The sequence below is a fragment of the Streptomyces sp. AcH 505 genome (assembly GCF_000818175.1).
Taxonomy (GTDB): domain Bacteria; phylum Actinomycetota; class Actinomycetes; order Streptomycetales; family Streptomycetaceae; genus Streptomyces.
In genome coordinates, this window is sequence record NZ_JTIY01000001.1 from 3,906,476 (window position 1) to 3,929,723 (window position 23,248).

Annotated in this window: 17 protein-coding genes and 3 tRNA genes; 13 read left to right on the forward strand and 7 right to left on the reverse strand. The window is 70.8% G+C overall.

Annotation, left to right across the window (positions count from 1 at the left end):
- Window positions 1–55: 55 nt before the first annotated feature.
- From HY68_RS17845 to HY68_RS17860, 4 genes are all read left to right on the forward strand, one after another.
- Window positions 56–1,423 carry a deoxyguanosinetriphosphate triphosphohydrolase gene (locus tag HY68_RS17845; RefSeq protein WP_041990048.1) on the forward strand — a complete coding sequence of 456 codons (1,368 nt, stop codon included), beginning with the start codon at window positions 56–58 and terminating at the stop codon, window positions 1,421–1,423.
- Window positions 1,424–1,591: 168 nt separating this feature from the next.
- Window positions 1,592–2,866, forward strand: a complete 1,275-nt coding sequence (locus HY68_RS17850) for an FAD-dependent oxidoreductase (protein WP_041990049.1) — start codon at window positions 1,592–1,594, stop codon at window positions 2,864–2,866.
- Window positions 2,867–2,952: 86 nt separating this feature from the next.
- Window positions 2,953–4,884 (forward strand): DNA primase, encoded by a 1,932-nt coding sequence (gene dnaG, locus HY68_RS17855; RefSeq protein WP_041990052.1) that lies wholly within the window; start codon window positions 2,953–2,955, stop codon window positions 4,882–4,884.
- 240 nt (window positions 4,885–5,124) lie between these two features.
- Window positions 5,125–6,207, forward strand: coding sequence for an RNA polymerase sigma factor (locus tag HY68_RS17860; protein WP_347560491.1), 1,083 nt, complete (start codon window positions 5,125–5,127; stop codon window positions 6,205–6,207).
- A gap of 83 nt (window positions 6,208–6,290) precedes the next feature.
- Here HY68_RS17860 and HY68_RS17865 read toward each other — a convergent pair whose 3' ends face one another.
- The 4 genes from HY68_RS17865 to HY68_RS17880 form a co-directional block, all read right to left on the reverse strand.
- Window positions 6,291–8,222 carry an ABC transporter ATP-binding protein gene (locus tag HY68_RS17865; RefSeq protein WP_041990053.1) on the reverse strand — a complete coding sequence of 644 codons (1,932 nt, stop codon included), beginning with the start codon at window positions 8,220–8,222 and terminating at the stop codon, window positions 6,291–6,293.
- Window positions 8,222–9,955 carry an ABC transporter ATP-binding protein gene (locus HY68_RS17870; protein WP_041990054.1) on the reverse strand — a complete coding sequence of 578 codons (1,734 nt, stop codon included), beginning with the start codon at window positions 9,953–9,955 and terminating at the stop codon, window positions 8,222–8,224. Before HY68_RS17870 ends, HY68_RS17865 begins: the two co-directional genes overlap by 1 nt.
- A 190-nt stretch (window positions 9,956–10,145) precedes the next feature.
- Window positions 10,146–11,624: an FGGY family carbohydrate kinase gene (locus HY68_RS17875; protein ID WP_041990055.1), complete on the reverse strand. Its 1,479-nt coding sequence runs from the start codon at window positions 11,622–11,624 to the stop codon at window positions 10,146–10,148.
- A gap of 91 nt (window positions 11,625–11,715) precedes the next feature.
- On the reverse strand, window positions 11,716–12,030 hold the full coding sequence (locus HY68_RS17880; protein WP_041990056.1) for a hypothetical protein: 315 nt from the start codon (window positions 12,028–12,030) through the stop codon (window positions 11,716–11,718).
- Window positions 12,031–12,228: 198 nt separating this feature from the next.
- Between HY68_RS17880 and HY68_RS17885 the strand changes: the two genes are divergently transcribed.
- From HY68_RS17885 to HY68_RS17895, 3 genes are all read left to right on the forward strand, one after another.
- Window positions 12,229–12,301: transfer RNA gene (locus HY68_RS17885), tRNA-Asn, on the forward strand.
- Between the two features lie 5 nt (window positions 12,302–12,306).
- Window positions 12,307–12,379, forward strand: a tRNA-Asn gene (locus HY68_RS17890).
- Between the two features lie 165 nt (window positions 12,380–12,544).
- A tRNA-Ile gene (locus HY68_RS17895) sits at window positions 12,545–12,618 on the forward strand.
- A 232-nt stretch (window positions 12,619–12,850) separates the two neighbouring features.
- Here HY68_RS17895 and HY68_RS17900 read toward each other — a convergent pair.
- Genes HY68_RS17900 through HY68_RS17910 form a run of 3 tightly spaced genes read right to left on the reverse strand, consistent with a single transcriptional unit; the run spans window position 12,851 to window position 14,291 of the window.
- On the reverse strand, window positions 12,851–13,249 hold the full coding sequence (locus HY68_RS17900) for a hypothetical protein (RefSeq protein WP_041990058.1): 399 nt from the start codon (window positions 13,247–13,249) through the stop codon (window positions 12,851–12,853).
- A 2-nt stretch (window positions 13,250–13,251) separates the two neighbouring features.
- Window positions 13,252–13,968 carry an RraA family protein gene (locus HY68_RS17905; RefSeq protein WP_347560492.1) on the reverse strand — a complete coding sequence of 239 codons (717 nt, stop codon included), beginning with the start codon at window positions 13,966–13,968 and terminating at the stop codon, window positions 13,252–13,254.
- Between the two features lie 23 nt (window positions 13,969–13,991).
- Window positions 13,992–14,291 (reverse strand): trypco2 family protein, encoded by a 300-nt coding sequence (locus tag HY68_RS17910; protein ID WP_041990062.1) that lies wholly within the window; start codon window positions 14,289–14,291, stop codon window positions 13,992–13,994.
- A 154-nt stretch (window positions 14,292–14,445) separates the two neighbouring features.
- On the opposite strand from HY68_RS17910, the gene HY68_RS17915 reads away from it, so the two are divergent.
- From HY68_RS17915 to HY68_RS17940, 6 genes are read left to right on the forward strand one after another with little or no spacing between them, the layout of a single operon-like run.
- Window positions 14,446–16,113, forward strand: a complete 1,668-nt coding sequence (locus HY68_RS17915) for a serine protease (RefSeq protein ID WP_198533296.1) — start codon at window positions 14,446–14,448, stop codon at window positions 16,111–16,113.
- The gene (locus tag HY68_RS17920; protein ID WP_041990066.1) at window positions 16,110–18,569 is read left to right on the forward strand and encodes a serine/threonine-protein kinase; all 2,460 of its coding nucleotides are present in this window, start codon (window positions 16,110–16,112) and stop codon (window positions 18,567–18,569) included. The genes HY68_RS17915 and HY68_RS17920 overlap by 4 nt, the downstream gene beginning before the upstream one ends.
- 41 nt (window positions 18,570–18,610) lie before the next feature.
- Window positions 18,611–20,113, forward strand: coding sequence for a VWA domain-containing protein (locus HY68_RS17925; protein ID WP_052457122.1), 1,503 nt, complete (start codon window positions 18,611–18,613; stop codon window positions 20,111–20,113).
- Window positions 20,110–21,045: a hypothetical protein gene (locus HY68_RS17930; protein WP_041990068.1), complete on the forward strand. Its 936-nt coding sequence runs from the start codon at window positions 20,110–20,112 to the stop codon at window positions 21,043–21,045. Before HY68_RS17925 ends, HY68_RS17930 begins: the two co-directional genes overlap by 4 nt.
- A complete protein-coding gene (locus tag HY68_RS17935) occupies window positions 21,042–22,331 on the forward strand; it encodes an ABC transporter substrate-binding protein (RefSeq protein WP_041990071.1) in 1,290 nt (429 codons plus the stop codon). Before HY68_RS17930 ends, HY68_RS17935 begins: the two co-directional genes overlap by 4 nt.
- A 47-nt stretch (window positions 22,332–22,378) precedes the next feature.
- Window positions 22,379–23,218 carry a hypothetical protein gene (locus tag HY68_RS17940; protein ID WP_041990076.1) on the forward strand — a complete coding sequence of 280 codons (840 nt, stop codon included), beginning with the start codon at window positions 22,379–22,381 and terminating at the stop codon, window positions 23,216–23,218.
- The last annotated feature ends 30 nt before the right edge of the window (window positions 23,219–23,248 follow it).

Genomic DNA, 23,248 nt, shown 5'->3' on the forward strand with positions numbered 1-23,248 from the left:
CCCGTTCGCCCAGCCTCGGGCTCACGACCCCACCGCTTCCGGTTACCGTCGGAGCATGGCAGGCACCACCGGCATCACTGTTCACCACCCCTCCGACCCCACCGGCAGCTACGACGAAGCCGCCACCGAGCGCTGGGCCCCCGAGCCCGACAAGCGCCCCGGGCGTACCGCGTTCCAGCGCGACCGGGCCCGGGTGCTGCACTCGTCGGCGCTGCGCAGACTCGCCGGCAAGACCCAGGTCGTGACCCCCGGGTCCAGCGCCCGGCAGTGGGACGCCAGCCCGCGCACCCGGCTGACCCACTCCCTGGAGTGCGCCCAGGTCGGCCGGGAACTGGGCGCGGCGCTCGGCTGTGACCCGGATCTCGTCGAGACCGCCTGCCTGTCCCACGACATGGGCCACCCGCCCTTCGGGCACAACGGCGAGCAGGCGCTGAACGACTTCGCCGCCGACTGCGGCGGCTTCGAGGGCAACGCCCAGTCGCTCCGCCTGCTGACCCGTATCGAACCGAAGCGCTTCATCACAGCACCCACCCCACCCACCGCACCCGCGTCGGACGGCTCCGAGCCGACCGGCGACCTCATCAGCGTCGGCCTCAACCTCACCCGCGCCGCCCTCGACGCCGCCACCAAGTACCCCTGGCCGCGCGGCCGCCACCCCACCGACCCGACGTCCGTGAAGTTCGGCGTGTACGAGGACGACCTGCCCGTCTTCGACTGGGCCCGCAAGGGCGCCCCCGACGGCAGGACGTGCTTCGAGGCGCAGGTCATGGACTGGTCCGACGACGTGGCGTACTCCGTCCACGACTTCGAGGACGGCCTGCATGCCGGCCACGTCGATCCCGCAGCGCTCGCCTCGCCCGTCGAGCGCAGCGAGATCTGGGCCGTCGCCATCGGCCGTTACGTACCCGCCGGCACCGACCCGCAGGAGCTGGCCGCCGCGCTCGATCGCCTGATGGACCAGGACTGGTGGCCGCACGGCTACGACGGTTCGGCCGTCGCCCTCGGCCGGCTCAAGGACGCCACCAGCCAGCTCATCGGCCGGTTCTGTCTCGCCGCCGAGAGCGCCACCCGCGACGCGTACGGCACGGGCCCGCTCACCCGCTACACCGCCGAGCTGGTCGTACCGCGCGCCGCGCGCCACGAGTGCGCCGTGCTCAAGGCGGTCGCCGACCGGTACGTCATGCAGCGCGCCGAGCAGGAGGCGCTCCGCCTCGACCAGCGGATCGTACTGGCCGAGCTGGCGAGCGCCCTGACGGACCGTGCGCCGGAAGGGCTCGACCCGCAGTTCCGCGGGCTGTTCCTCGCGGCGCCCGACGACCGGGCGCGCAAACGCGTCATCGTCGACCAGATCGCGTCGCTCACCGACGCGGCGGCCCGCGCCCTGCACGGCGGACTCACCGGTGGCGCACGCCTCTCCAGGTGACGGCGTCCGCGTACGATCGGCCTGCACGCCTCGGGCCTCCCGGCGCACGCTTGGATGAAGGCAGCCGGATCACGACAATCAGGCACGCGCACGGAGCGCCCCCTCTATCGCCATCACGCTCCGTGCGGGACGCTCGCAGATGGCGGCAGCGCAACGAGGAGGCATCAAGTGGTCGACGCACATCGCACATTCGTCATTGTCGGTGGAGGTCTGGCGGCGGCGAAAGCCGCGGAAACCCTGCGGGCGGAAGGGTTCACCGGCCGGGTGATCCTCATCGGCGACGAGCGCGACCACCCCTACGAACGTCCTCCACTGTCGAAGGGCTATCTCTCCGGCAAGGAGGAGCGCGACACCGTCTTCGTCCACGAACCGGCCTGGTACGCGCAGGCCGAGGTCGAGCTGCACCTCGGCCAGACCGTCACCTCCGTGGACCGTGAGGCCCGCTGTGTGCATCTGGGCGACGGTACGTCCGTGCGCTACGACAAGCTGCTGCTCGCCACCGGCGCCGAGCCGCGCAGGCTCGACATCCCGGGCACCGACCTGGCGGGCGTGCACCATCTGCGCAGGCTCGCGCACGCCGACCGGCTGCGCCAGGTGCTCGCTTCGCTCGGCCGCGACAACGGCCATCTGGTCATCGCGGGCGCCGGCTGGATCGGGCTCGAAGTGGCGGCCGCGGCCCGCAGCTACGGCGCCGAGGTCACCGTCGTCGAGTCGGCGGCGACCCCGCTCCACCAGGTCATCGGCCCCGAACTGGGCCAGATCTTCACCGAGCTGCACCGCGAGCACGGCGTGCGCTTCCACTTCGGCGCCCGGCTCACCGAGATCGTCGGCCAGGACGGCATGGTCCTGTCCGCCCGTACCGACGACGGCGAGGACCATCCGGCGCACGACGTGCTGGCCGCGATCGGCGCCGCGCCGCGCGTCTCCCTCGCCGAGGCGGCGGGGCTCGAACTCGCCGCCCGCGCCGAGGGCGGCGGCGTCGCCGTCGACGCCGGTCTGCGCACCTCCGACCCGGACGTCTTCGCGGCGGGCGACGTCGCGGCCGTCCCGCTCGCCTGGGGTCCTGACGCGGGCTCCCGGATCCGGGTGGAGCACTGGGCCAACGCGCTGAACTCGGGCCCGGAGGCCGCCCGCGCGATGCTCGGCCAGGACGTCGTCTACGACCGCGTCCCGTACTTCTTCTCCGACCAGTACGACCTCGGACTCGAATACTCGGGCTGGGCCCCGCCGGGCACGTACGACCAGGTGGTCGTGCGCGGCGACGCGGGAAAGCGGGAGTTCATCGCCTTCTGGCTGAAGGACGGCCGGGTGCTCGCCGGGATGAACGTCAATGTGTGGGACGTCACCGAGGACATCCAGCGGCTGATCCGGTCCGGCGTGAGCCTGGACGTGAACGCCCTCGCCGACCCGGGCGTACCGCTGTCCGGCCTCGGGAACGGCTGACGGGACGGCCGCCGCGCAGCCTCCTGAGAGACGGAAGAGTCCGTCCGGGGAGAGGGAGTGTCCCTCCGGCCCCGTAGAATTCATCCGTGGCCGGCAGGATCAACGATGACGACGTGAAGGCGGTTCGGGACGCGGTCCCGATCGACGCCGTCGTGTCCGAGTACCTTCAGCTGCGCAGCGCCGGAGGCGGCAATCTGAAGGGGCTCTGCCCCTTCCACGACGAGAAGTCCCCGTCCTTCCAGGTCAGTCCGAGCAAGGGTCTCTTCCACTGCTTCGGCTGCCAGGAGGGCGGAGACACCATCGCCTTCGTGATGAAGATCGACCATCTCTCGTTCTCCGAGACGGTCGAGCGCCTCGCCGCCCAGGCGGGCATCACCCTGCGCTACGAGGAGGGCGGCTACAACCCGTCGAGCCAGCGCGGCGAGCGCACCCGCCTGGTCGAGGCGCACAAGATCGCGGCGGAGTTCTACGCCGAGCAGCTCGGCTCGGCGGAGGCCGAGATCGGCCGCAAGTTCCTCGCGGAGCGCGGCTTCGACCAGGCCGCGGCCGAGCATTTCGGTGTCGGCTACAGCCCGGTCGGCTGGGACCACCTCACCCGCTTCCTGCGCGGCAAGGGCTTCAGCGACAAGGAGCTGATCCTCTCCGGGATCTCCCAGGACGGCCGCCGCGGCCCCATCGACCGCTTCCGCGGCCGGCTGATGTGGCCTATCCGCGACATCTCGGGCGAGGTCGTCGGCTTCGGCGCGCGCAAGCTGCGCGACGACGACAACGGCCCCAAGTACCTGAACACCCCCGAGACGCCGATCTACAAGAAGTCCCAGGTGCTGTACGGCGTCGACCTGGCGAAGAAGGACATCGCCAAGGTCAGCAGGGCCGTGGTGGTCGAGGGGTACACCGATGTGATGGCCTGCCATCTCGCGGGCGTCACCACCGCCATCGCCACCTGCGGCACGGCGTTCGGCGGCGACCACATCAAGATCCTGCGCCGGCTCCTGATGGACAACGGCAGCGCGCGGGTGATCTTCACCTTCGACGGTGACGCGGCGGGCCAGAAGGCCGCGCTGCGCGCCTTCGAGGACGACCAGAAGTTCGCCGCCGAGACGTACATCGCCATCGCCCCCGACAACATGGACCCGTGCGAGCTGCGTCTCGCCAAGGGCGACGAAGCGGTCCAGGACCTGGTCGAACCGCGCACGCCGCTCTTCGAGTTCGCGATCCGCCAGATCGTCTCGCGCTACGACCTGGAGACCCCGGCGGGCCGCGCGGCCGCGCTGGACGAGGCCGCGCCGATCGTCGCCAGGATCAAGAACGGCTCGTCGCAGCACGAGGTCGCGGTCCAGCTCGCCGGCATCCTGGGCATCCTCGACACCCAGTTCGTGGTCAAGCGCGTTTCGCAGGTGGCGCGCTGGGCCCGCGACCGCGGCGGCCGGGGCCCGGCCCAGGGCGGTCAGGGCCAGGCAGGATCCGGCCGCGCCGGGCAGCAGCAGGGCGGTGCGTACGACACGGCGGCGCCGCAGGGGCCCCGGGGGCCCGCGCTCCATCTGCGCAGCCCCGCCCACCGCACCGAGCGTGAGCTGCTCAAACTCGCGCTCCAGCGGCCCGAGTTGGTCTCCCCGGCCTTCGACGCCTACGGGGCCGACGAGTTCACGGCCCCGCCGTACGCGATGGTGCGCCAGTGCGTCGAGGAGGCGGGCGGCGCCGAGCAGGGCGTGGCCGACGGGCGCGCGTATCTGGCGCGGGTGCTGGAGACCGTGCCGAACGACACCGTGCGCCATCTGGTCACGGAGCTGGCCGTCGAGGTGTTCCGCGGCAAGGCCATCGACGAGATGTACGCGGGCCAGCAGCTCGTCCAGGTCCGGCTGCGGGCCGTCGACCGCCGTATCCACGAGGTGACGGGCACCCTGACCCGGCTCGGCGGACAGGCCGACCCCGAGCAGTTCAACGCCGTGCAGAACGAGTTGTGGGTGCTCCAGCAGTACAGCCAGGCCCTGCGCAACAGAGGCGCCGACGCGCTCTGACGGGCTCCGGCACGCTCCGACGCGGCGCTCCGGGTCCTGCGTCCCCGTACGTCGTACGGTAACGGCCCGGTTACGTACCGGACTCAGAAAGTGGTCGCACGCCCCTCGTGGCAGCCCTGTGTCGTACCCCACACTGGTGAGCGGTGCCTGAGTTTCCGGAAGCGCGGCCGGCCCACGACAGGTGGGCGCCAACTCCCGCGGATCCGCTCGTAGTGCAGCGATCACCTGGAGGTCGCCCCCGTGCAGACCCAGACCCTGACCGAGCCCGTGACCGAGTCCCTGTCCGAGCCCCTGACCAGGCTCTTGACCGACACGCCGCAGACGGTCGTGGAAACCGTCACCGAGGCCCCCGTGGACGATTCCGCCCCCGACTCCCCGCAGAGCCGCAGCCGCAGCCGTGCGGACGCAGCCGGGGCGTCGTCCGACCTCTTCCGCCAGTACCTCCGCGAGATCGGCCGGATCCCGCTGCTCACCGCCGTCGAAGAGGTGGACCTCGCGCGCCGCGTCGAGGCCGGTCTGTTCGCCGAGGAGAAGCTGAGCACGTCCGCCGACCTGGACTCCCAGCTCGCGCTCGACCTCGACAAGCTCGTCGTCATGGGCCGGATGGCCAAACGGCGGCTGATAGAGGCGAATCTGCGGCTCGTCGTCTCCGTCGCCAAGCGCTACATCGGGCGCGGCCTCACCATGCTCGATCTCGTCCAGGAGGGAAACCTGGGCCTGATCAGGGCAGTTGAGAAGTTCGACTACGCGCGCGGCTACAAGTTCTCGACGTACGCGACCTGGTGGATCCGGCAGGCGATGTCCCGCGCCCTGGCCGACCAGGCGCGCACCATCCGGGTCCCGGTCCATGTGGTCGAGCTGATCAACCGGGTGGTACGCGTCCAGCGCCGGATGCTCCAGGAGCGCGGCTACGAACCGAGCCACGCCGAGGTCGCCGCGCACCTGGAGCTGCCCCCCGAGCGGGTCACCGAAGTGCTGCGCCTCGCCCAGGAACCGGTGTCGCTGCACACCCCGGTGGGGGAGGAGGACGACGTCGCGCTCGGCGACCTGATCGAGGACGGCGACGCCGCGTCCCCGTCCGAGTCGGCGGCGTTCCTGCTGCTGCGCCAGCACCTGGAGGCGGTGCTCTCGACGCTCGGCGAACGCGAACGCAAGGTCGTCCAGCTGCGCTACGGCCTCGCGGACGGCAGGCCGCGCACGCTGGAGGAGATCGGCAGGATCTTCGGCGTGACCCGCGAGCGGATACGCCAGATCGAGTCCAAGACCCTCAACAAGCTCCGCGACCACGCACTCGCCGACCAACTGCGCGGCTACCTCGACTGAGACGGCGGAAGCCGGGGAGCGCCGCACCCGAAGGCGCGGCGCTCCCCGGCTCTGGACCCCGCCCAGCCGGACCCCGCTCCGGCTCAGTCGACCTCGGCCACCGCCTGCGCGAACTGCGCCGCGTACAGCCGGGCGTACGCGCCCTCCGCCGCCAACAGCTCGTCGTGCGTGCCCTGTTCGACGATCGCGCCGTCCTCCATCACCAGGATCACATCGGCGTCCCTGATCGTGGAGAGCCGGTGCGCGATCACGAAGCTCGTACGGCCGTGGGCGAGCCGCGCCATCGCCTTCTGGATCAGCACTTCCGTACGGGTGTCGACGGAGCTCGTCGCCTCGTCGAGCACCAGTATCACCGGGTCGGACAGGAACGCCCGCGCGATGGTGATCAGTTGCTTCTCACCGGCGCTGACGCCCGAACCCTCGTCGTCGATCACCGTGTCGTAGCCGTCGGGCAGCGTACGGACGAACCGGTCGGCGTGCGCGGCGCGCGCCGCCTCCTCGATCTCCTCGCGCGTCACCTCGCGGGAAGCCCCGTAGGCGATGTTCTCCGCGATCGTGCCGCCGAACAGCCAGGTGTCCTGGAGGACCATGCCTATCCCGGACCGCAGTTCCTCCCGGGACATGTTCCGCACGTCCATGCCGTCCAGCAGGATCCGGCCCGACGTCACCTCGTAGAACCGCATCAGCAGATTGACCAGCGTGGTCTTGCCGGCGCCCGTCGGGCCGACGATCGCGACCGTCTGGCCCGGCTCCACCGACAGCGACAGGTCCTCGATCAGCGGCTTCTCCGGGTCGTACCGGAAGGCCACATGCTCCAGCGCGACCCGGCCCTGCGGCTCGCGCAGCCGCTCGACGGCGGGGGCGTCCTTCTCCTGCTCCTCGGCGTCGAGCAGTTCGAAGATCCGCTCCGCGGACGCGACGCCCGACTGGATCAGGTTCGCCATCGAGGCGACCTGGGTCAGCGGCTGGGAGAACTGCCGTGAGTACTGGATGAAGGCCTGGACGTCACCGATCGACAGCGCGCCCGAGGCGACCCGCAGTCCGCCGATGACCGCGATCAGCACATAGTTGATGTTGGAGATGAACAGCATCAGCGGCTGCATCATCCCGCTGTTGAACTGCGCCTTGAACGCGGCCTCGTACATCTGCTCGTTGTGCTCGGCGAACGCCTCCGCCGACTCGTCCTGCCGGCCGAAGACCTTCACCAGGGCGTGCCCGGTGTACATCTCCTCCACGTGCGCGTTCAGTTTGCCCGTGGACCTCCACTGCTGCACGAACTGCGGCTGCGACCGCTTGCCGACCCGGGTCGCGACGAAGACCGACAGCGGCACCGTCACGAGCGCGACCAGCGCCAGCAGCCAGGAGATCCAGAACATCACGATCAGCACGCCGAGGATGGTCAGCACCGAGTTGATCAGCTGGCCCATCGTCTGCTGCATGGTCTGCGAGATGTTGTCGACGTCGTTCGTCGCCCGGCTCAGGACCTCGCCGCGCGCCTGCCGGTCGAAGTACGACAGCGGCAGCCGCGACAGCTTGGCCTGTACGTCCTCGCGCATCCGGTACACGGTGCGGTTGATCACCCGGATGGACAGCCGCGACGACACCAGCTGCAGCAGCCCGGCGCCCAGGTAGATCACCAGGGTGATCAGCAGGACGTTGCCGACGGCGCCGAAGTCGATCCCGTCACCGGGGGTGAAGTCGACGCCGGACAGCAGGTCGGCCATCGACCCGTCGCCCTTCGCACGCAGCGCCGCGATGGCCTGCGCCTTGGAGGTGCCGGCGGGGAACTGCCGGCCGACGACACCCGCGAAGATCAGGTCGGTGGCCTTGCCCAGTATCTTCGGGCCGGTCACCGAGAGCCCGACGCTCAGTATCCCGGCCGTGACCATCCAGATCAGGGTGGCCTTCTCCCGCGCCAGCCGGCGCAGCAGCCGCTTGCCCGACCCCTTGAAATCCATGGACCGCTGCGTAGGAGCGCCGGCCCCGGCCGCCATCATGCGTCCCGCACCGCTCATCAGGCCGCCTCCGCCTCGGTCAGCTGGGAGAGCACGATCTCCCGGTACGTCTCGTTCGCCGCCATCAGCTCGTGATGGCGGCCCGTACCGACGACCCGGCCCTCGTCGAGGACGACGATCCGGTCGGCGTCACGGATGGTGGACACCCGCTGGGCCACGATGACGACCGTCGCCTGCGCCGTCTCCCGCAGCAGCGCGCGGCGCAGCGCCGCGTCCGTCGCGTAGTCGAGCGCCGAGAACGAGTCGTCGAACAGATAGATCTCGGGGCGCTGCGTGAGCGTGCGCGCGATGGCGAGCCGCTGCCGCTGGCCGCCGGAGACGTTGGAGCCGCCCTGCGCGATGGGGGCGTTCAGACCGCCTTCGAGCGCGGTGACGAAGTCCTTCGCCTGCGCGACCTCCAGGGCGTGCCACAGCTCGTCGTCGGTCGCGTCGGGATTGCCGTAGCGCAGATTCGTGGCGACGGTCCCGGCGAAGAGATACGGCTTCTGCGGCACCAGGCTCACCGTCTTCGCCAGCAGCACCGGGTCGAGTTCCCGTACGTCCTGGTTGTCGACGAGGACCTCGCCGCCCGTCGTGTCGATCAGCCGGGGGATCAGATGCAGCAGCGTCGATTTCCCGCTGCCGGTCGATCCGATGATCGCCGTCATCTCGCCGGGCTTCGCCGTCAGCGAGATGTTCTTGAGCACGGACTCCTCGGCACCGGGGTAGTGGAACTCCGCGTCCCGTATCTCCAGATGGCCGTGCCTGCGCAGCTCCCGTACCGGGTTCTCCGGCGGCACCACGCTCGACCTGGTGTCCAGCACCTCCTCGATCCGCTCGGCGCACACCTCGGCGCGCGGCACCATGATGAACATGAAGGTGGCCATCATCACGGCCATCACGATCTGCATCAGGTACGAGAGGAACGCGGTCAGCGCGCCGATCTGCATGCCACCGCTGTCGATGCGGTGCGCGCCGAACCAGACGACGGCGATCGACGACAGGTTCACCACCGTCATGACGGTCGGGAACATCAGCGACATCAGCCGTCCGGTGGCCAGCTGGAGGTCGGTCAGCTCGGTGTTGGCCTCCTTGAACCGCCCCTTCTCGTACTCGTCCCTGACGAAGGCCCTGATCACCCGGTTGCCGGTGATCTGCTCCCGCAGCACGCGGTTCACGCTGTCGAGCTTCACCTGCATGGCGCGGAACAGCGGGCGCATCCGCCGGACGATGAGCGAGACGGAGACGGCGAGGACCGGCACGACGGCCAGCAGCACCGTGGACAGCGGGACGTCCTGGCCGAGCGCGGCGATGATGCCGCCGACGCACATGATGGGCGCGGACACCATCAGCGTGAACGACATCAGCACCAGCATCTGGACCTGCTGGACGTCGTTGGTGGTGCGGGTGATCAGGGTCGGCGCCCCGAACTGCCCGACCTCGCGGGCGGAGAAGCTCTGTACGCGGGAGAAGACGGCGGCCCTGACGTCCCGGCCGAGGGCCGAAGCGGTCCGCGCGCCGTAGAACACGGCGCCGATGTTGCAGATCACCTGGACCACGCTGACGCCGAGCATGATGCCGCCGAAGCGCAGGATGTATCCGGAGTCACCGGCCACGACACCGTTGTCGATGATGTCCGCGTTGAGGCTGGGCAGATAGAGCGTGGCGACGGTCTGGAGGAGCTGTAGCACCACAAGGATGGATATGGGTCTTTTGTACGGTGCGAGATGGGATCGCAGGAGTCGAATGAGCACGCGTAGTCTCTCGGAGTCGGCAAGATCAGGGGTCCGACCCCATCTTGCGACACGCGGCCCGTTGATTCCCAAGGGTTAATGTCCAAGGACCGGTCAAGAAGTAAGGGACGGGACACGGCTGCGCCGATGACCCGCCGCACACCCCCGGTCACCCCGCGCCGGTCACTCCGCGCCGCTTACCGAGCGCCGGTCACTCCGCGCCGCTCCCGTCGGTCCCGCTCGGCTGCTGCCGGTTCTCGAACGCGCCGGGGTGGATCTGGTCGCGCGTGGCCCCGTACTGCTGGCGCACCGCGGCGCCGACGGCGGCGTCCTCGCCCGGCTCGAACACCTGCGCCGCCGCGCCTTGCCAGGCCGGCGGGGTGTGCGGGGCGAGCGAGCCCTGCGAGACGCCGAGCGCCCAGGCCGCCTGCCGGGCGGCGCCGAGCGCCGCGTAGTCGGCGGGCTGCGGTACGACGACCTGCGCGCCGAAGATCGCGGGTGCCACGGTCTGAACGGCGGGCAGTTCGGCGGCGGCGCCCAGCAGGAACACCCGCCGCACCTCGACGCCGCGCCTGCGCAGGACGTCCAGCGCGTCGGCGAGCGAGCAGATCATGCCCTCGAAAGCGGCCCTCGCCAGATGCTCCGGCTTCATCGACTCGCGGCGCAGCCCGGTCAGCGTGCCCGCGGTGTGCGGGAGATGCGGGGTCCGCTCGCCCTCCAGATACGGCAGGAAGACCAGCCCCGACGCGCCGGGCGTGGACTTGAGCGCCAGCGTGGACAGTTCGGCCAGATCCTCGGTGCCCAGCAGTTCGGCCGTGCCGCGCAGGGCCCGTACCGCGTTCAGCGTGTGGACGACCGGCAGGTGCATGCCGGTGGCGTCGGCGAACGAGGTGATCGTCCCGGACGGGTCGGAGAGCGCGTCGGGATGGACGGCCATCACGGAACCGGAGGCGCCGAGGGAGACGACCGCGTCGCCAGGACCGACGCCCAGCCCGAAGGCGGCGGCCATCGTCTCGCCCGTACCGGCCGAGATCAGCAGCCCCTCGGGGGTGGTCCCTGCGGCCTCCGAAGGACCGAGCACCTCGGGCAGCGCCGCCGGGTGGCCCAGCGCCAGTTCGACGAGTTCGGGGCGGTACGAGCCGGTGCGCGCGGACCAGTAACCGGTTCCGGAAGCGGCGCCCCGGTCGGTGGTGCGGCGCGCCGGGCGGCCCAGCAGCTGCCACACCAGCCAGTCGTGCGGCTGCATCACGAACGCGGTGCGCCGCGCGGCCTCGGGATCGTTTCGGGCCATCCAGCGCAGCTTGGCGACGATCTGCCCGGACTGCGGTACACCCCCGACCGCCTCGGCCCATGGCTGCCGGCCGCCGAGCGAGTCGATGAGGTCGGCAGCGGCGACCTGGGCCCGCTTGTCGTTGCCGAGCAGTGCGGGACGTACGAGATTGCCCTGCCGGTCCAGCGCCACCATGCCGTGCTGCTGCGCGGAGACGCCGATGGCCTGCACGCCCTCCAGCAGCCCGCCGGACGCGGCCTCGCCGAGGGACAGCAGCCAGACCTGTGGATCGACCTCGGCGGTCTTGGCCTCGACCGGATGCGGCGCGTAACCCTGCCGCAGCACGGCACCTGTGTCCGTGTCGCAGACGACGATGCGTGTGGACCCGGACGAACTGTCCAACCCGGCGACTATTCCCATGCCACCCGATTCTGCCGCACGCGCGGCGCGACGTGCGCTGCCGGTACGGCTCGGGTGCGCACAGGAACGTCTGGTACTGCGCGGTTCGGGGTCAGGTGGCGCTGGTGCCCCAGTCGTCCTGCCCGTTGCTGTGGCTGCGGTCACGCAGCGAGCGCACCCGCTGGGCCACCGAGGTCGGCACCCTGTCCCCGACCTTGTCTCCCACCTTGTCGCTGACCGAGTGATACGCCTTGCCGGCGAACTCCCGGCCGGTCTGTGCCGCCGACTCTGCGGCGTTGCGCACCGCGGGGTTCTGCGACACCTGCCGGGCCGATTTCTTCAGCTTCTCGTAGCGCTCGCGTCCGGCTCGCGTTCCGAGAACGTAACCGAAAGCCAGCCCCGCGATGAACGTGAGGCGGTACCGCATGGCTGCCATCCTTACCTAGCGTCGAAGCGTTGGGCCGTGTGCTCTGCGCCTACCCCGATACGGACCAGGATCACCCGACGTGACCCGGGACGATACCGATTGGCGGAGCACCCCCCTGCTTGCGCTAATGTATGTGTCGCAGCGAACGCGCGCCGCCCGGGAGACCCGGGGTAGGTACGTTCGGTGCAGACGCAGCAATCCCCTGTAGCTCAATTGGCAGAGCAGCCGGCTGTTAACCGGCAGGTTACTGGTTCGAGTCCAGTCGGGGGAGCGCGATCCCCTGTAGCTCAATTGGCAGAGCATTCGGCTGTTAACCGGAGGGTTGCTGGTTCGAGTCCAGCCGGGGGAGCAGCAACGAAGAGGACCCTTCGGGGTCCTTTTTCGTGTGCCCTGGAACCGGGCGGCGCGGAGGACAGTCCTCAAGGTCAGCGATGCCGACCATCCGAGGCAGGAGATCGTATGAGCGGCTATGCTGCGGCAGACGGCGCGCACAAATGTGCGCGACGCGCCGTTAGGGGCGGTAGCTCAGCCGGTTAGAGCAGCGGACTCATAATCCGTCGGCCGTGGGTTCGAGTCCCACCCGCCCCACCGGGACGCTTGTCAGCAGGATCGTTTCGACCTGCACGACAAGCGTGCACCCTGCCCGGGTGCCCTCCCCGCACGACACGCCGCAACGGCCACGCCCGCCCCCCGCCCGCCCCAATGACCACCGGTCACGGGGTGACGGGCCATCGGATACGTGTACGGCCGGATGGGCCAATCGTGGCGCCGGGTGACCGCCGGCCTGCTTGGCTCAGGACCGTGGGCCCGCCCGTCAGGTTCAGCTCGGCTCGCTCCGTGCGGGCTCCTGAGGTGGTGGCAGAGTCAACGGCGTCCACGGCAGCGCCTCGCGCCAGCCCGGGCGGGCGAAGGCCCAGTCCTGCAGCAGCTTGGCCACCGGTTCCACGGAGAACGGGCCCTGGCCGGCCGGCACGTGGGCCTGGAAGTGGCGGTCAGGGCCGCCTTCGCGGTACTCGACCTGGTAGCTCAGGTCGTCGTTGAGGTAGACCTGCATGTAGTGCTGACCGGGAGGTTCCGGGCCGAGCCGTTCGACGACGACGAACCTCCAGGTGAGGCTCATGTCGGCCAGCAGGTCGTGCAGTTGGTCCTCGGACGGGTCGTCCCAGGACGTCCCGTCCCACTCGATCGCCCGCAGCGCCGGCGTACCTCCGGTCGGCACGGCTATTCCTCGATCGCCCCGCCGACCGCGCGCAGATGCTCGCGGAACGTCAGCGACGGGTTCTCGCGCCGGGCGGCCAGGTACCTGTCGAACCGCACCTGGGCGCGCAGGGAGACACCGGAGCGGATCCGCTCCGCCTGCCGCCGTTCGGTGTCGCGGATCGACTCCGCCAGGTCGAGGACGTCGGCCGCGTTCGAGGACGGTACGAAGACGACCCCGTCCTCGTCGCCGAAGGCCAGGTCGGCGCGGGTCACCGTCCAGTCGCCGACGACCGCCGACTCCAGCGCGTTCTCCGGCTGCGCCTCGATGCGCTGGGGGCCCGTCGAGAGCGACCCCGTACTGAACACCGGCAGGCCGATCGTCCGGATGTCGGCGGTGTCGCGGTGGAGGCCCCAGATGACGATGCCGGACACGCCGGCGGTCTCGGCCTCCAGCGCCACCAGGTCGCCGACGCAGGCCTCGTCGGTGCGCCCGCCGTTGTCGACCACCAGGACGTCACCCGGCTCGGCGTCCTCGAACGCCTCCAGGAAGACGTCGACGCTGCCGACGTGCCGGGCGGGCAGGGCCCGTCCCGCGACGCGGGTGCCCGGGACGACGGCCTGGAGTGCCGAAGGGGCACAGCGGACAGGGACCTGGGCGCGGATGCAGGCATCCGTGAGGTGGGCGGTGGTCAACGCCGCGAACCGGCGTCGCAGTTCCTGGGAGTCCATGCTCGGCATAGCTCCCGAAGCTAGCAGAGCGGCTATCGGGGCTGACGGCTGATCTTCGTCCGGCCGTCCTCCCACTCCGGCTGGAGATCCACCTGGACGCGGTGCGTGGTCCCGCGGTCGAGGCTCGCGCCGAGTTCGGCGGTCACCACACCGATCCGCAGGCCGCCCTTGCCGGTGCCGGTGCGGTGGACCTGCACGGTGAACTCCAGGCTGACGCGCTCCACGTTGAAGCCCAGGGGATGCGTGTCGCCCTCGTCCCGCGCCCGCTCCAGTTCGCTCCGCACCTGCCGGACCACCTCGGCCAGTCCTACGAAATCAGGCTCGCTCGCCATCCCGCTCCTCCCCGTCACCCACCCCGTCGCGACGAGTGTCGGCCATTCGTTCGCGGCCTCCGAGTATGGCAGCGGAGTCAGGGACACGGCCAAGGCGCAAGCGTATGATGTCCGGGCATGACGACCGATGGGGGAATCGGTGTCGAAACCTACGATGGGTACGCCTCGTTGGGCGGCCCGGATTCGGCGGAGCGACGGGGAGATCGTCGGCAGCGGGATCCTGTTGAGCCCTGACCGTGTGCTCACCTGCGCCCATGTGGTCCGTGAAGGCGAGCCGGTCACAGCGGAGTTCGTCGGGGCCGAGGGAGTCGACGTCCCGTCGGTCACGGCGCATGTGATCGACGGCATGTACAAGCCGGAAGAGCTGGACGCCGACCTCGATCCGATCGGCGACGTCGCGTTGTTGAGCCTGGACACCCCGCGCCCCGCCGACGAGGCAGTCCAGCTCCACCGGCTCTCGTCCCCCGGCAGGCCCGTGCGGATGTACGGCTTCCCCGAGGCGCACAACGGCGGCATCTGGCTGCCCGCCACCGTCCTCGGCGGCTGCGGACGCGACGGGCAGGTCCAATTGACGCCGCTGGGCCCGGGGTTGTTGGCGAGCCCCGGATTCAGCGGCGGCGGTGTGGTGGACACCGAGACCGGCGAAGTCGTCGGGATGGTGCTGAGCAAGTCCGAGGCCAGGCACGGCAGCGGGTTCACCTTCATGAGCCCGGCCGAGACCATCGTCCAGCATCTCGAAGACGTCGCCGACTGGACCACAGGGCTGGAAGCGGTCGACGTGCGACTGCGTTCCGGCGCTTCCGACGCCGACGAGGCCCTGCTCGACACCTTGTTCGCGGAGCGGCTCGCCACGTGGTTCAGGGACGACGGCCGGCAGGTGAAGATCAGTCTGGTGCCGGACGGTGACTCCGCGCGGGCCGCGACGCTGCGCCGCGCGATCACCCTGGCCGACCGGGAGTTACGCACCTGGGCCTCCACCCGGCGCGCCTCGCTCGACCCGCCCGGGACGGTGCCGTCGGCCGGTGGCCATGACCTCGCCGTGGTCGCCGACGGGCTGACGGCGGCCGAAGCGGCCGATCTGATCGCCAACCGGCTGGGGCTGTGGAAACCGCCCGACGCCCCCGCGATCGACCGGATCCGCGCGGCGAAAGCCACCCTCACCCTCGTCGTGGTGGGCGTCGACAAGGCCGCGGAACCGGACCGGTTACTCGATCTGCTGGCGCTGCTCAGGACCCGGGGCAGCAGGTTGCTGCTGGTGTTCGGTGAAGCCGGCGCACACTTCAGACGCGCCCAGTCCGAACTGGTGATCGAGCCGACCCAGCGGCAACACGACGCGCTCGTAGCGCTGTTGGACGAGATCACCGGACCGCTGGCGTCCGCGTTACGGCAGCGGATGGCGGCCGTGCACTCCGACACGGCGAAGCGCGCGCTGAGCGCCCTGGTGCGGGCGTACGCCATACAGCAGGAGTTGGCAGGGACGCACGGTTTCGTCGCGGGGCTCGGCCAGAACCACGACCTCGGGGTGTTCGGCGAGAGCGCGGCCCGGTCCGCCGACCGGATACGGTCCGCCATCGGCACGCACGACGAACTCGTCGCACGGCGCGACGAGTTACGCGGCCGACTCGCCGCCTACGGCGACCTCTACCAGGCGGAGGCCGACCACGAGGACCTGGACATGGCCGACCGCTACCTCGCCGCACACCAACTGCTGCGGGCCAGGCCGTGCGACGTACCGGCCGCCGAGGCCGCGGTGCTCCACTACATCCGCTCCGTCGAGGAGCCGGACGCGAGCCCGGCGCAGGAAGGTGAGCCGCCACGATGACACCCGCCTCCGACACCACGAGAACGGGCTGTCCCCGGGCCGGCTGCCCGGGGCACGTCATGGTCACCGGGTTCTGCGACACCTGCGACGAGAAGGCCCCGGACGGCAGCCCCACCGTCGCCGCCCCGCGGCCGGGCCCCCGTCACAACAACCTGCCGGGGCAGCGCCGGCCCGGTCGGGAGCAGCAGGAGCAGCAACGGCCTGACGCACCGTCCGCGAACCCGCCCGCCGACGAACTCGACGTCGACGGCGTGGTGTTGCTGCCCGACATCCCCAAGCCCAGGCCCGCCGACGTCGTCAGTACCACCGCACACGCACCGACCGGCAGCCGGCGGTGCGGTGTCGACGGCTGCACCGGCACCATCGGCGTCGGTCACGCCGGCCGGCCCGCGCCCGACCACGGGTTCTGCCCCGAGTGCGGGTCGCCGTACTCCTTCAAGCCCCAACTGTCGCCCGGCGACGAGATCGGCGGCCACTACCGGGTCGTGGGCTATCTCGCGGCCGGCGGCCTCGGCCAGGTGTATCTCGCCGAGGACACCCGGCTGAAGGACAAGTACGTCGTCCTGAAGGGCCTCATCAACACCCATGACGCCGCCGCCCGCCGCAACGCGGTCGAGGAGCGCCGGTCGCTCACCACCCTGCACCACCCGGACATCGTCGCGATCTTCTCCCACATCGAACACGAGGTGCCGGGCGAGGAGGAGCCGACCGGGTACATCGTCATGGAGTACATCGGCGGCCGGCCGCTGGACAGTTACCTGTTCGCCTCCGACGAGGAGCTGGAAGGGCTCTTCGGCAAGCCGTTCGGGATCGACCATGTCCTCACCTACGGCTGCAAGATCCTCAGCGCGCTGGAGTATCTGCACGACCAGGGCCTCCTGTACTGCGACATGAAGCCCGAGAACGTCATCCAGTACGGCCACGAGATCAAGGTCATCGACCTGGGTGCCGTACGCCCTATCGGTGACCAGACGTCAGATCCCGTCTACACCAGGGAGTACGCGCCGCCCAGGAGGGAGCGGGAAAGCCGGGGCTTCCACGTCGACACCGATCTGTACACCGTCGGCAGGACCCTCCAGGCGCTGGCCACGCGCGCCGCCCCGGCGAAGGGGCTGGCCGCCCAGTCCTTCACGCGCCTGGTCGCGCGCGCCACGCACCAGGAGCCGGCGGCGCGCTTCACCTCGGCCGCGCAGATGTCCCGGCAGCTCTGGGAGGTGCTGCGGGAGTACCGGTCCCTGAGCAAACACGAGCAGTACCCGGAGCGGTCGACCCGCTTCGAGCCCGTCGCCGAACTCATCGGACCCGGCCTGGGCAGCATTCCCACGCTGGCGCACTGGTCGGCCCGCACCGGGCCGCCGCAGGATCTGGACATCGCGCCGCCCGGCCCCCGGGAGGCGGCATCGGGGCTGCCCCTCCCCATCCCCGACCCGCAGGACCCGTCGGCCGTGCTGATCGACGGACTCGCCGCCGACAGCCCCGACCGGATCGCCGAGCGGGCGAAGGGCGACCGCGTGCTGGACACCGTCGAGGTCGCCCTGTGGCTGTGCCGCGCCTATCTGGAGGACAGCGGCGAGCCGAAACCGGAGGACGGCGCGGCCCCGCGGCGGACCGAGGCCGCGAACTGGCTGGCCAGGGCCACCGAACTGCTGGACCCCGACACGGCGGGGTACGACTGGCGGCTGGCCTGGCACCGGGGGCTGCTCGCGCTGGCGGGGGACGAGCCCGACCTCAAGGCGGCCCAGGAGATGTTCATGGCCACCTACGACACCCTGCCGGGCGAATGGGCGCCGAAACTGGCCCTCGGCTACTGCGCCGAGGCGCTCACCGTGCACGCCCTGGCCGAGCGGGCACTCGCCGAGCAGGCCGCCGCCGCGACGCCTCCCGGCACGCCGGTCACCGACCCGGAGGTGGTACGGATCCCCGACCCGAAGGGGACCCAGACCGTCGAGTACTACGACGCCGTCTGGCAGCGGGACAGAACACGCGGCAGCGCGGCCTTCGGCATGGCCAGGGTGCATCTGCGCCGTGGCGACCGCGCGGGCGCCGTCAAGGTGCTCGACGCGATCCCCACCACCTCGCGGCACTTCGACGCCGCCCGGATCGCCGCGATACGGGTACTCGCCGGCCGGCTCGGAGGTACGGCGCCGACCCGGGCGCAGCTGGCCCAGGTCAACGCCCGGCTGGGGCAGCTCCGGCTGGACGACGTCGGGGCCAGGGACCGGCTGGTCACCGAGATCCGGGAGAACGTGCTGGCGGGAGCGGACGACAGCGAGCACCCCTGGGGGGCCGAAGGGCTCCCGGAAGGTGAGCTGTTCGAGGGTGCCGTGACCCGGCCCGCCCTGGCCGGGCTGCTCTACCAGTCACTGCGGAAGCTCGCCGACCAGGCCGTGACCGTCGAGGAGCGCGGCGAGCTGCTCGACCGCGCGTACGACGTCAGGCCGGAGACCCGCTTCTGACGGCGTACGACGATTCCGACCGCACAGGAGGGGGATACGACATGGACGCTCACGCGCGGAACGGCGGCGGCGACCCGTACGACGACGGCGACCCGGACAGCGACCCGTACGGGGACGACGACAGCGAGACCGGCACCGCGGCCGTCAAGCTCACGGTCAGCCAGCAGAAGTATCTGGCGGCGGGGAAGCAGAAGCAGGACATGCACGCGATCCTGACCGTCGAGGTCGAAGGGGTGGGCGGCGCCGCGGGGCCGGGGTCGATCCTGGCGCAGGTGCTGGTCATCGACTGCTCAAGTTCGATGAACGCGCCGCCGGAGAAGTTCCGGGCGGCGAAGGCCGCAGCGATAGCAGCCCTCCGTATGCTGCCCGACGACACACCGTTCGCCGTCGTCAGAGGCGCCCACGACGCGACCATGGCCTACCCGGCGACCCCGACCATGGTCCGGGCCACGCCTCGACTGCGCGCCGAGGCCGAACGCGCCGTGCACGGCCTGCTCGCGGCCGGCGGCACCGCTGTCGGCACGTGGCTGGATCTGACCCGCCGGCTCCTGACGGAACAGCCGGCGCCCATCCGGCACGCCCTGCTGCTCACCGACGGCAGGAACGAACACGACGAGCGAATGCCGCTGGCGTGGGTGCTCGACCGCTGTGAGGGACAGTTCATCTGCGACGGCTGGGGCATCGGCTCCGACTGGGACGCCCAGGTGCTGCTGCAGATCAGCAGCAGGCTGCACGGCGCGAGCAGCGCCGTACGCAAGCACGCGGATCTGCCGGGCGAGTACGAGCGGCTGATGCGCGGGCTGCTCGCCAAGGCGGTGCCCGAACTGGTCATCGAGGTGGCGCCGCGGCCGGGGAACACCGTGCGCTATCTGAAGCAGGTCGAGCCGACCGAGGTCAGCCTGGTCGACACGGGCCCCGAGAAGGGTCCTTCCGCGTTCGTCACCCGGGCGTGGGGCAACGAGCTGCGCAGGTACCAGCTGTGCGTCAGCGCCGATCCCACCGGGCGCCGGACGCGGGTGGATCTCCAACTGGCCGTCGTCGGCGTCGCGATGCCGGCCGGCGGCGAGGCGCTGCTGCCCACACCGCTGCCGTGTCTGGTGCACTGGACCGACGATCCGGCCCTCAGCTCACGCACCGACAACCAGAACGACTTCTTCAGCCGCCATCTGGAGCTGGGCAAGACCCTGACCGCCGCTTCCGACGCCTTCCGGCGCGACGAGAAGGACCGCTCCGAGCAACTTCTCGGAAAGGCGGTCCAGTTGGCGCAGCAGGTCAACGACCAGAGCCAACTGGCCAAGCTGCGGCGGCTGGTCGAGGTGCTGGACGCGACGGCCGGCCGGGTGAAACTCCATCCGGGCCTGAAACCGGTCGACTTCCAGCATCTGATCACCGCGAGCAGCCGCAGTGCCTTCCCCGGGTCGTCCGGCGGTGAGACCGAGGCGCCGCCCGACGTCACGGCGCCGTGCCCGTCCTGCGGCGAACCCGTGGCGACCGGGGCCAAGTTCTGTACGTACTGCGGCGCCCGCAAGGCGGCGGCGACATGAGCAGTACGGCACAGGATCTCGTGCGCCGGCTGTGGGTGCTGCTGGCTCTCGGCGCCGTCTCCACCCTGGCGCTGTTCGGCGCGTACCGGGGGGTGCACGCCGACGCCGTACCGCTGGCCTCGGCGAGCACCCCCGGAGTGGTGGCCGTCGTCACCGCGCAGAACGCCCTGCAAGAGGCGCAGGAGAGCGCGGTGCAGAGCGGCGTGGCCGGGGTGCCGGGGACGAGCGATGCCTCGATCAAACTCGCGGTCGCCAACCAGAGCCTCGGCGTGGCGGCTTCGGACCGCGTGACGGGGCTCGACGGCCAGCAGACCCTGGCGACCGTCGACGGACTGCTCACCGTCTATTCGGGCTGGATCGAGAAGGCCAACAGGGAACCGGCCGGATCGCCGCTCCAGGACGCGTACTTCCACACGGCGGCGACCGTGCTCGACGGGAACTCGCAGGCGCACCCGACGAATGACTCCCTCCTGGGCCGGCTCGCCGAACTCCAGCGCCGGCAGGAGCAAGTGGTCGACCAACAGGCGGAGTTCGGCTGGCCGCTGTGGATCGGCTGGGCTGCGGTGGTGCTGATCTGCGGCAGCTTCTGCCTCGCGCTGGTGGAGACCCAGCGCTTCACCCGGCGGCGCTTCCGGCACCGCTGGAACCGGCCGCTCGCCGCCGCCACCGTCCTGCTGGTCGCCGGGGTGCTCGTGCTCGCGCTGTTCACCTGGTGGACGCACGACGGGCTGACGGACTCCGCCGCGCTGCTGAACGGAGCGGTGGACGGGAGACTCCCGAACCCCGCGACGGTGAAAGGACATATGAGCGGCGCCGGGCCGCGGGCCGCCGTGGCCAACTGGATTCTCGCCGGGGGAGTGGTGTTGATGGTGCTGATCGCCGCAGGGCTTGTGCCGCGGATCAGTGAGTACCGGCTCAGGTCGTCCCGGTGAGCGGCCCGGTGAGCCGCCCGCCGCGCCGCCCGAGGACCCGCACGCTCGTCGTGGTCGGCGTCTGTATCGCCGTGCTCGCGGGACTCGCCGTCGGCGTCAACACGCTTCGCTGGAAGGGCTCGGTGACGCTGCTCGCCAACTGGAGCGGCGCGAACGAGCAGAACCTGCGGGACAGCGTGATCGAACCGTTCGAGGACAAGTACCGCATCCATGTGGTCTACCAGGGCAGTTCGGCCGAGAGCCAGGTGCTGGCTGCCGACGTGGAGAGCGGTACGCCGCCCGACGTGGTCGTCATGCCGGGCCCCGGGGAGCTGGCCGACTACGCGAGCCAGGGCCGGCTCACGTCCCTGGACGGGCTGGTCGGCACCAAGGACTTCGGCCCCACCTGGATGCCGGCCGTGCGGGGCGCGAAGAGCACCGGCGACCACACGTACTGGGTGCCGGTGGCCGCCGACCTCAAGAGCATGGTGTGGCACCGCGGGGATCTCCCGAAGGCGCGGCTGGCCGCCGTCGCCGCCGAGCCCGCCTCCTGGTGCCTCGGCATGGGCAACGGCGCGACCTCCGGCTGGCCGGGCACCGACTGGCTGGAGGACATCCTGCTGCAACAGGCGGGCCCGGACGCGTACCAGCGGTTCGCGAACGGCGATTTCTCCTGGAAGGGCGACGACATAGAGCGGGCCTGGCAGACCTGGGGCAAGCTGGTCGGCGCCGGCACGCCCCGGGCGGCGAAGGCGCTCATGACCGACTACGACAAGGCGTCCCAGGACGTCGGGCAGTCCACGTCGGGGTGCGGTCTCGAACACCAGGCGTCCTTCGTCCGCCACTTCCCCTCCTGGACGAAGGCCGAGGGCGCGTATGTGGCGTCCTCGGAGGTCATCCCGGGCGCCGAGCAGCAGAACACCTGGGAGATCTCGGGGGACCTGGCCGCCATGCTGACGAACACCCCGCAGGCCAGGAAGCTCATCCGGTACATGGCGTCGGCCGAGGTCCAACAGCGCTGGAACACCACGAAGTCGGGCTTCTCGGCCAACCGGAAGGTGCTGCGAACGGCGTACGCGGGCGACAGCACGGCGGAGACCATCGCGAGGACACTGAGCGACCCGACAGCGACGCAGTGCTGGGACGCGTCCGACGCGATGCCGTCGCAGATGCGGGACGCCTTCAGCGACTCGGCGCAGCGGTACCTGGCGACGGGAGAACTCGACGCGGAGCTGCACGACCTGGGCCAGGTCAAGGCAGGTCTGAAGGGGCAGTGGCCCCAGTTCGCCGTCTGCGGCTCCGGCTGAGCGGCGCGGGCAGACGGCGTCCGCACCCGGTGTCCTACGATGCGACGATGTCAGCCCTCCCGCCCCGCGTCCTCTACGTCACCGACCTCGCCTACGAGGCCGCCGGGCGGCGGTACGGCGACGAGGACGTCTGGCTCTCGTCCCGGCTGCGGCGTGACTTCACCGTCGCGCTGTGCCACCCCCTGGACGCGGTACGGCTGATGGCGGACTTCGACGTGGTCCTGGTCCGCAACAGTGGTCCCGTCCTCCACTACCAGGAGCGGTACGACGCGTTCCGCGCCGCGGCCCTCGCCGCGAGGACGCGGGTCTACAACCCGCTGAGCGGGCGGGCCGACATGCGCGGCAAGCAGTATCTGGTGGAGCTGAGCGCCGCTGGGCTGCCGGTGATCCCGACCGTCGACAGCGCGGCCGGGCTGGGCAGGCTGCCGGCCGCCGACGAGTACGTCGTCAAGCCGAAGGCGGGCGCCGACTCGATCGGCATGCGGTTCGTGCGGGACCCCTCGGCCGCCGGTATCGCCTTCGGTGACGTCCTCGTACAGCCGCGGATCGCCTTCCGGTACGAGGTCTCGTTCTACTTCGTCGACCAGGACTTCCAGTACGCCCTGTACGCGCCCGACCCGGCGCGCCGCTGGGAGCTGGTCCGCTACGAACCGGCCCCCGCCGACCTGGACTTCGCGCGCCGCTTCGTCGAGTGGAACGACATCAGCCACGGCATCCAGCGTGTCGACGCCTGCCGCGCCCCCGGCGGGGAGCTGCTGCTCGTCGAGCTGGAGGACCTCAATCCGTACCTTTCGCTCGGGCTGCTGGACGCCGCGACCCGTGAGGCGTTCAGCACGCGGCTGACCACGTCGATCAATTTGTTCACGCAGTCAACCATCTCGGGATGAGGGTCTTCGCCCGCCCCTGCGGTCGCTAAC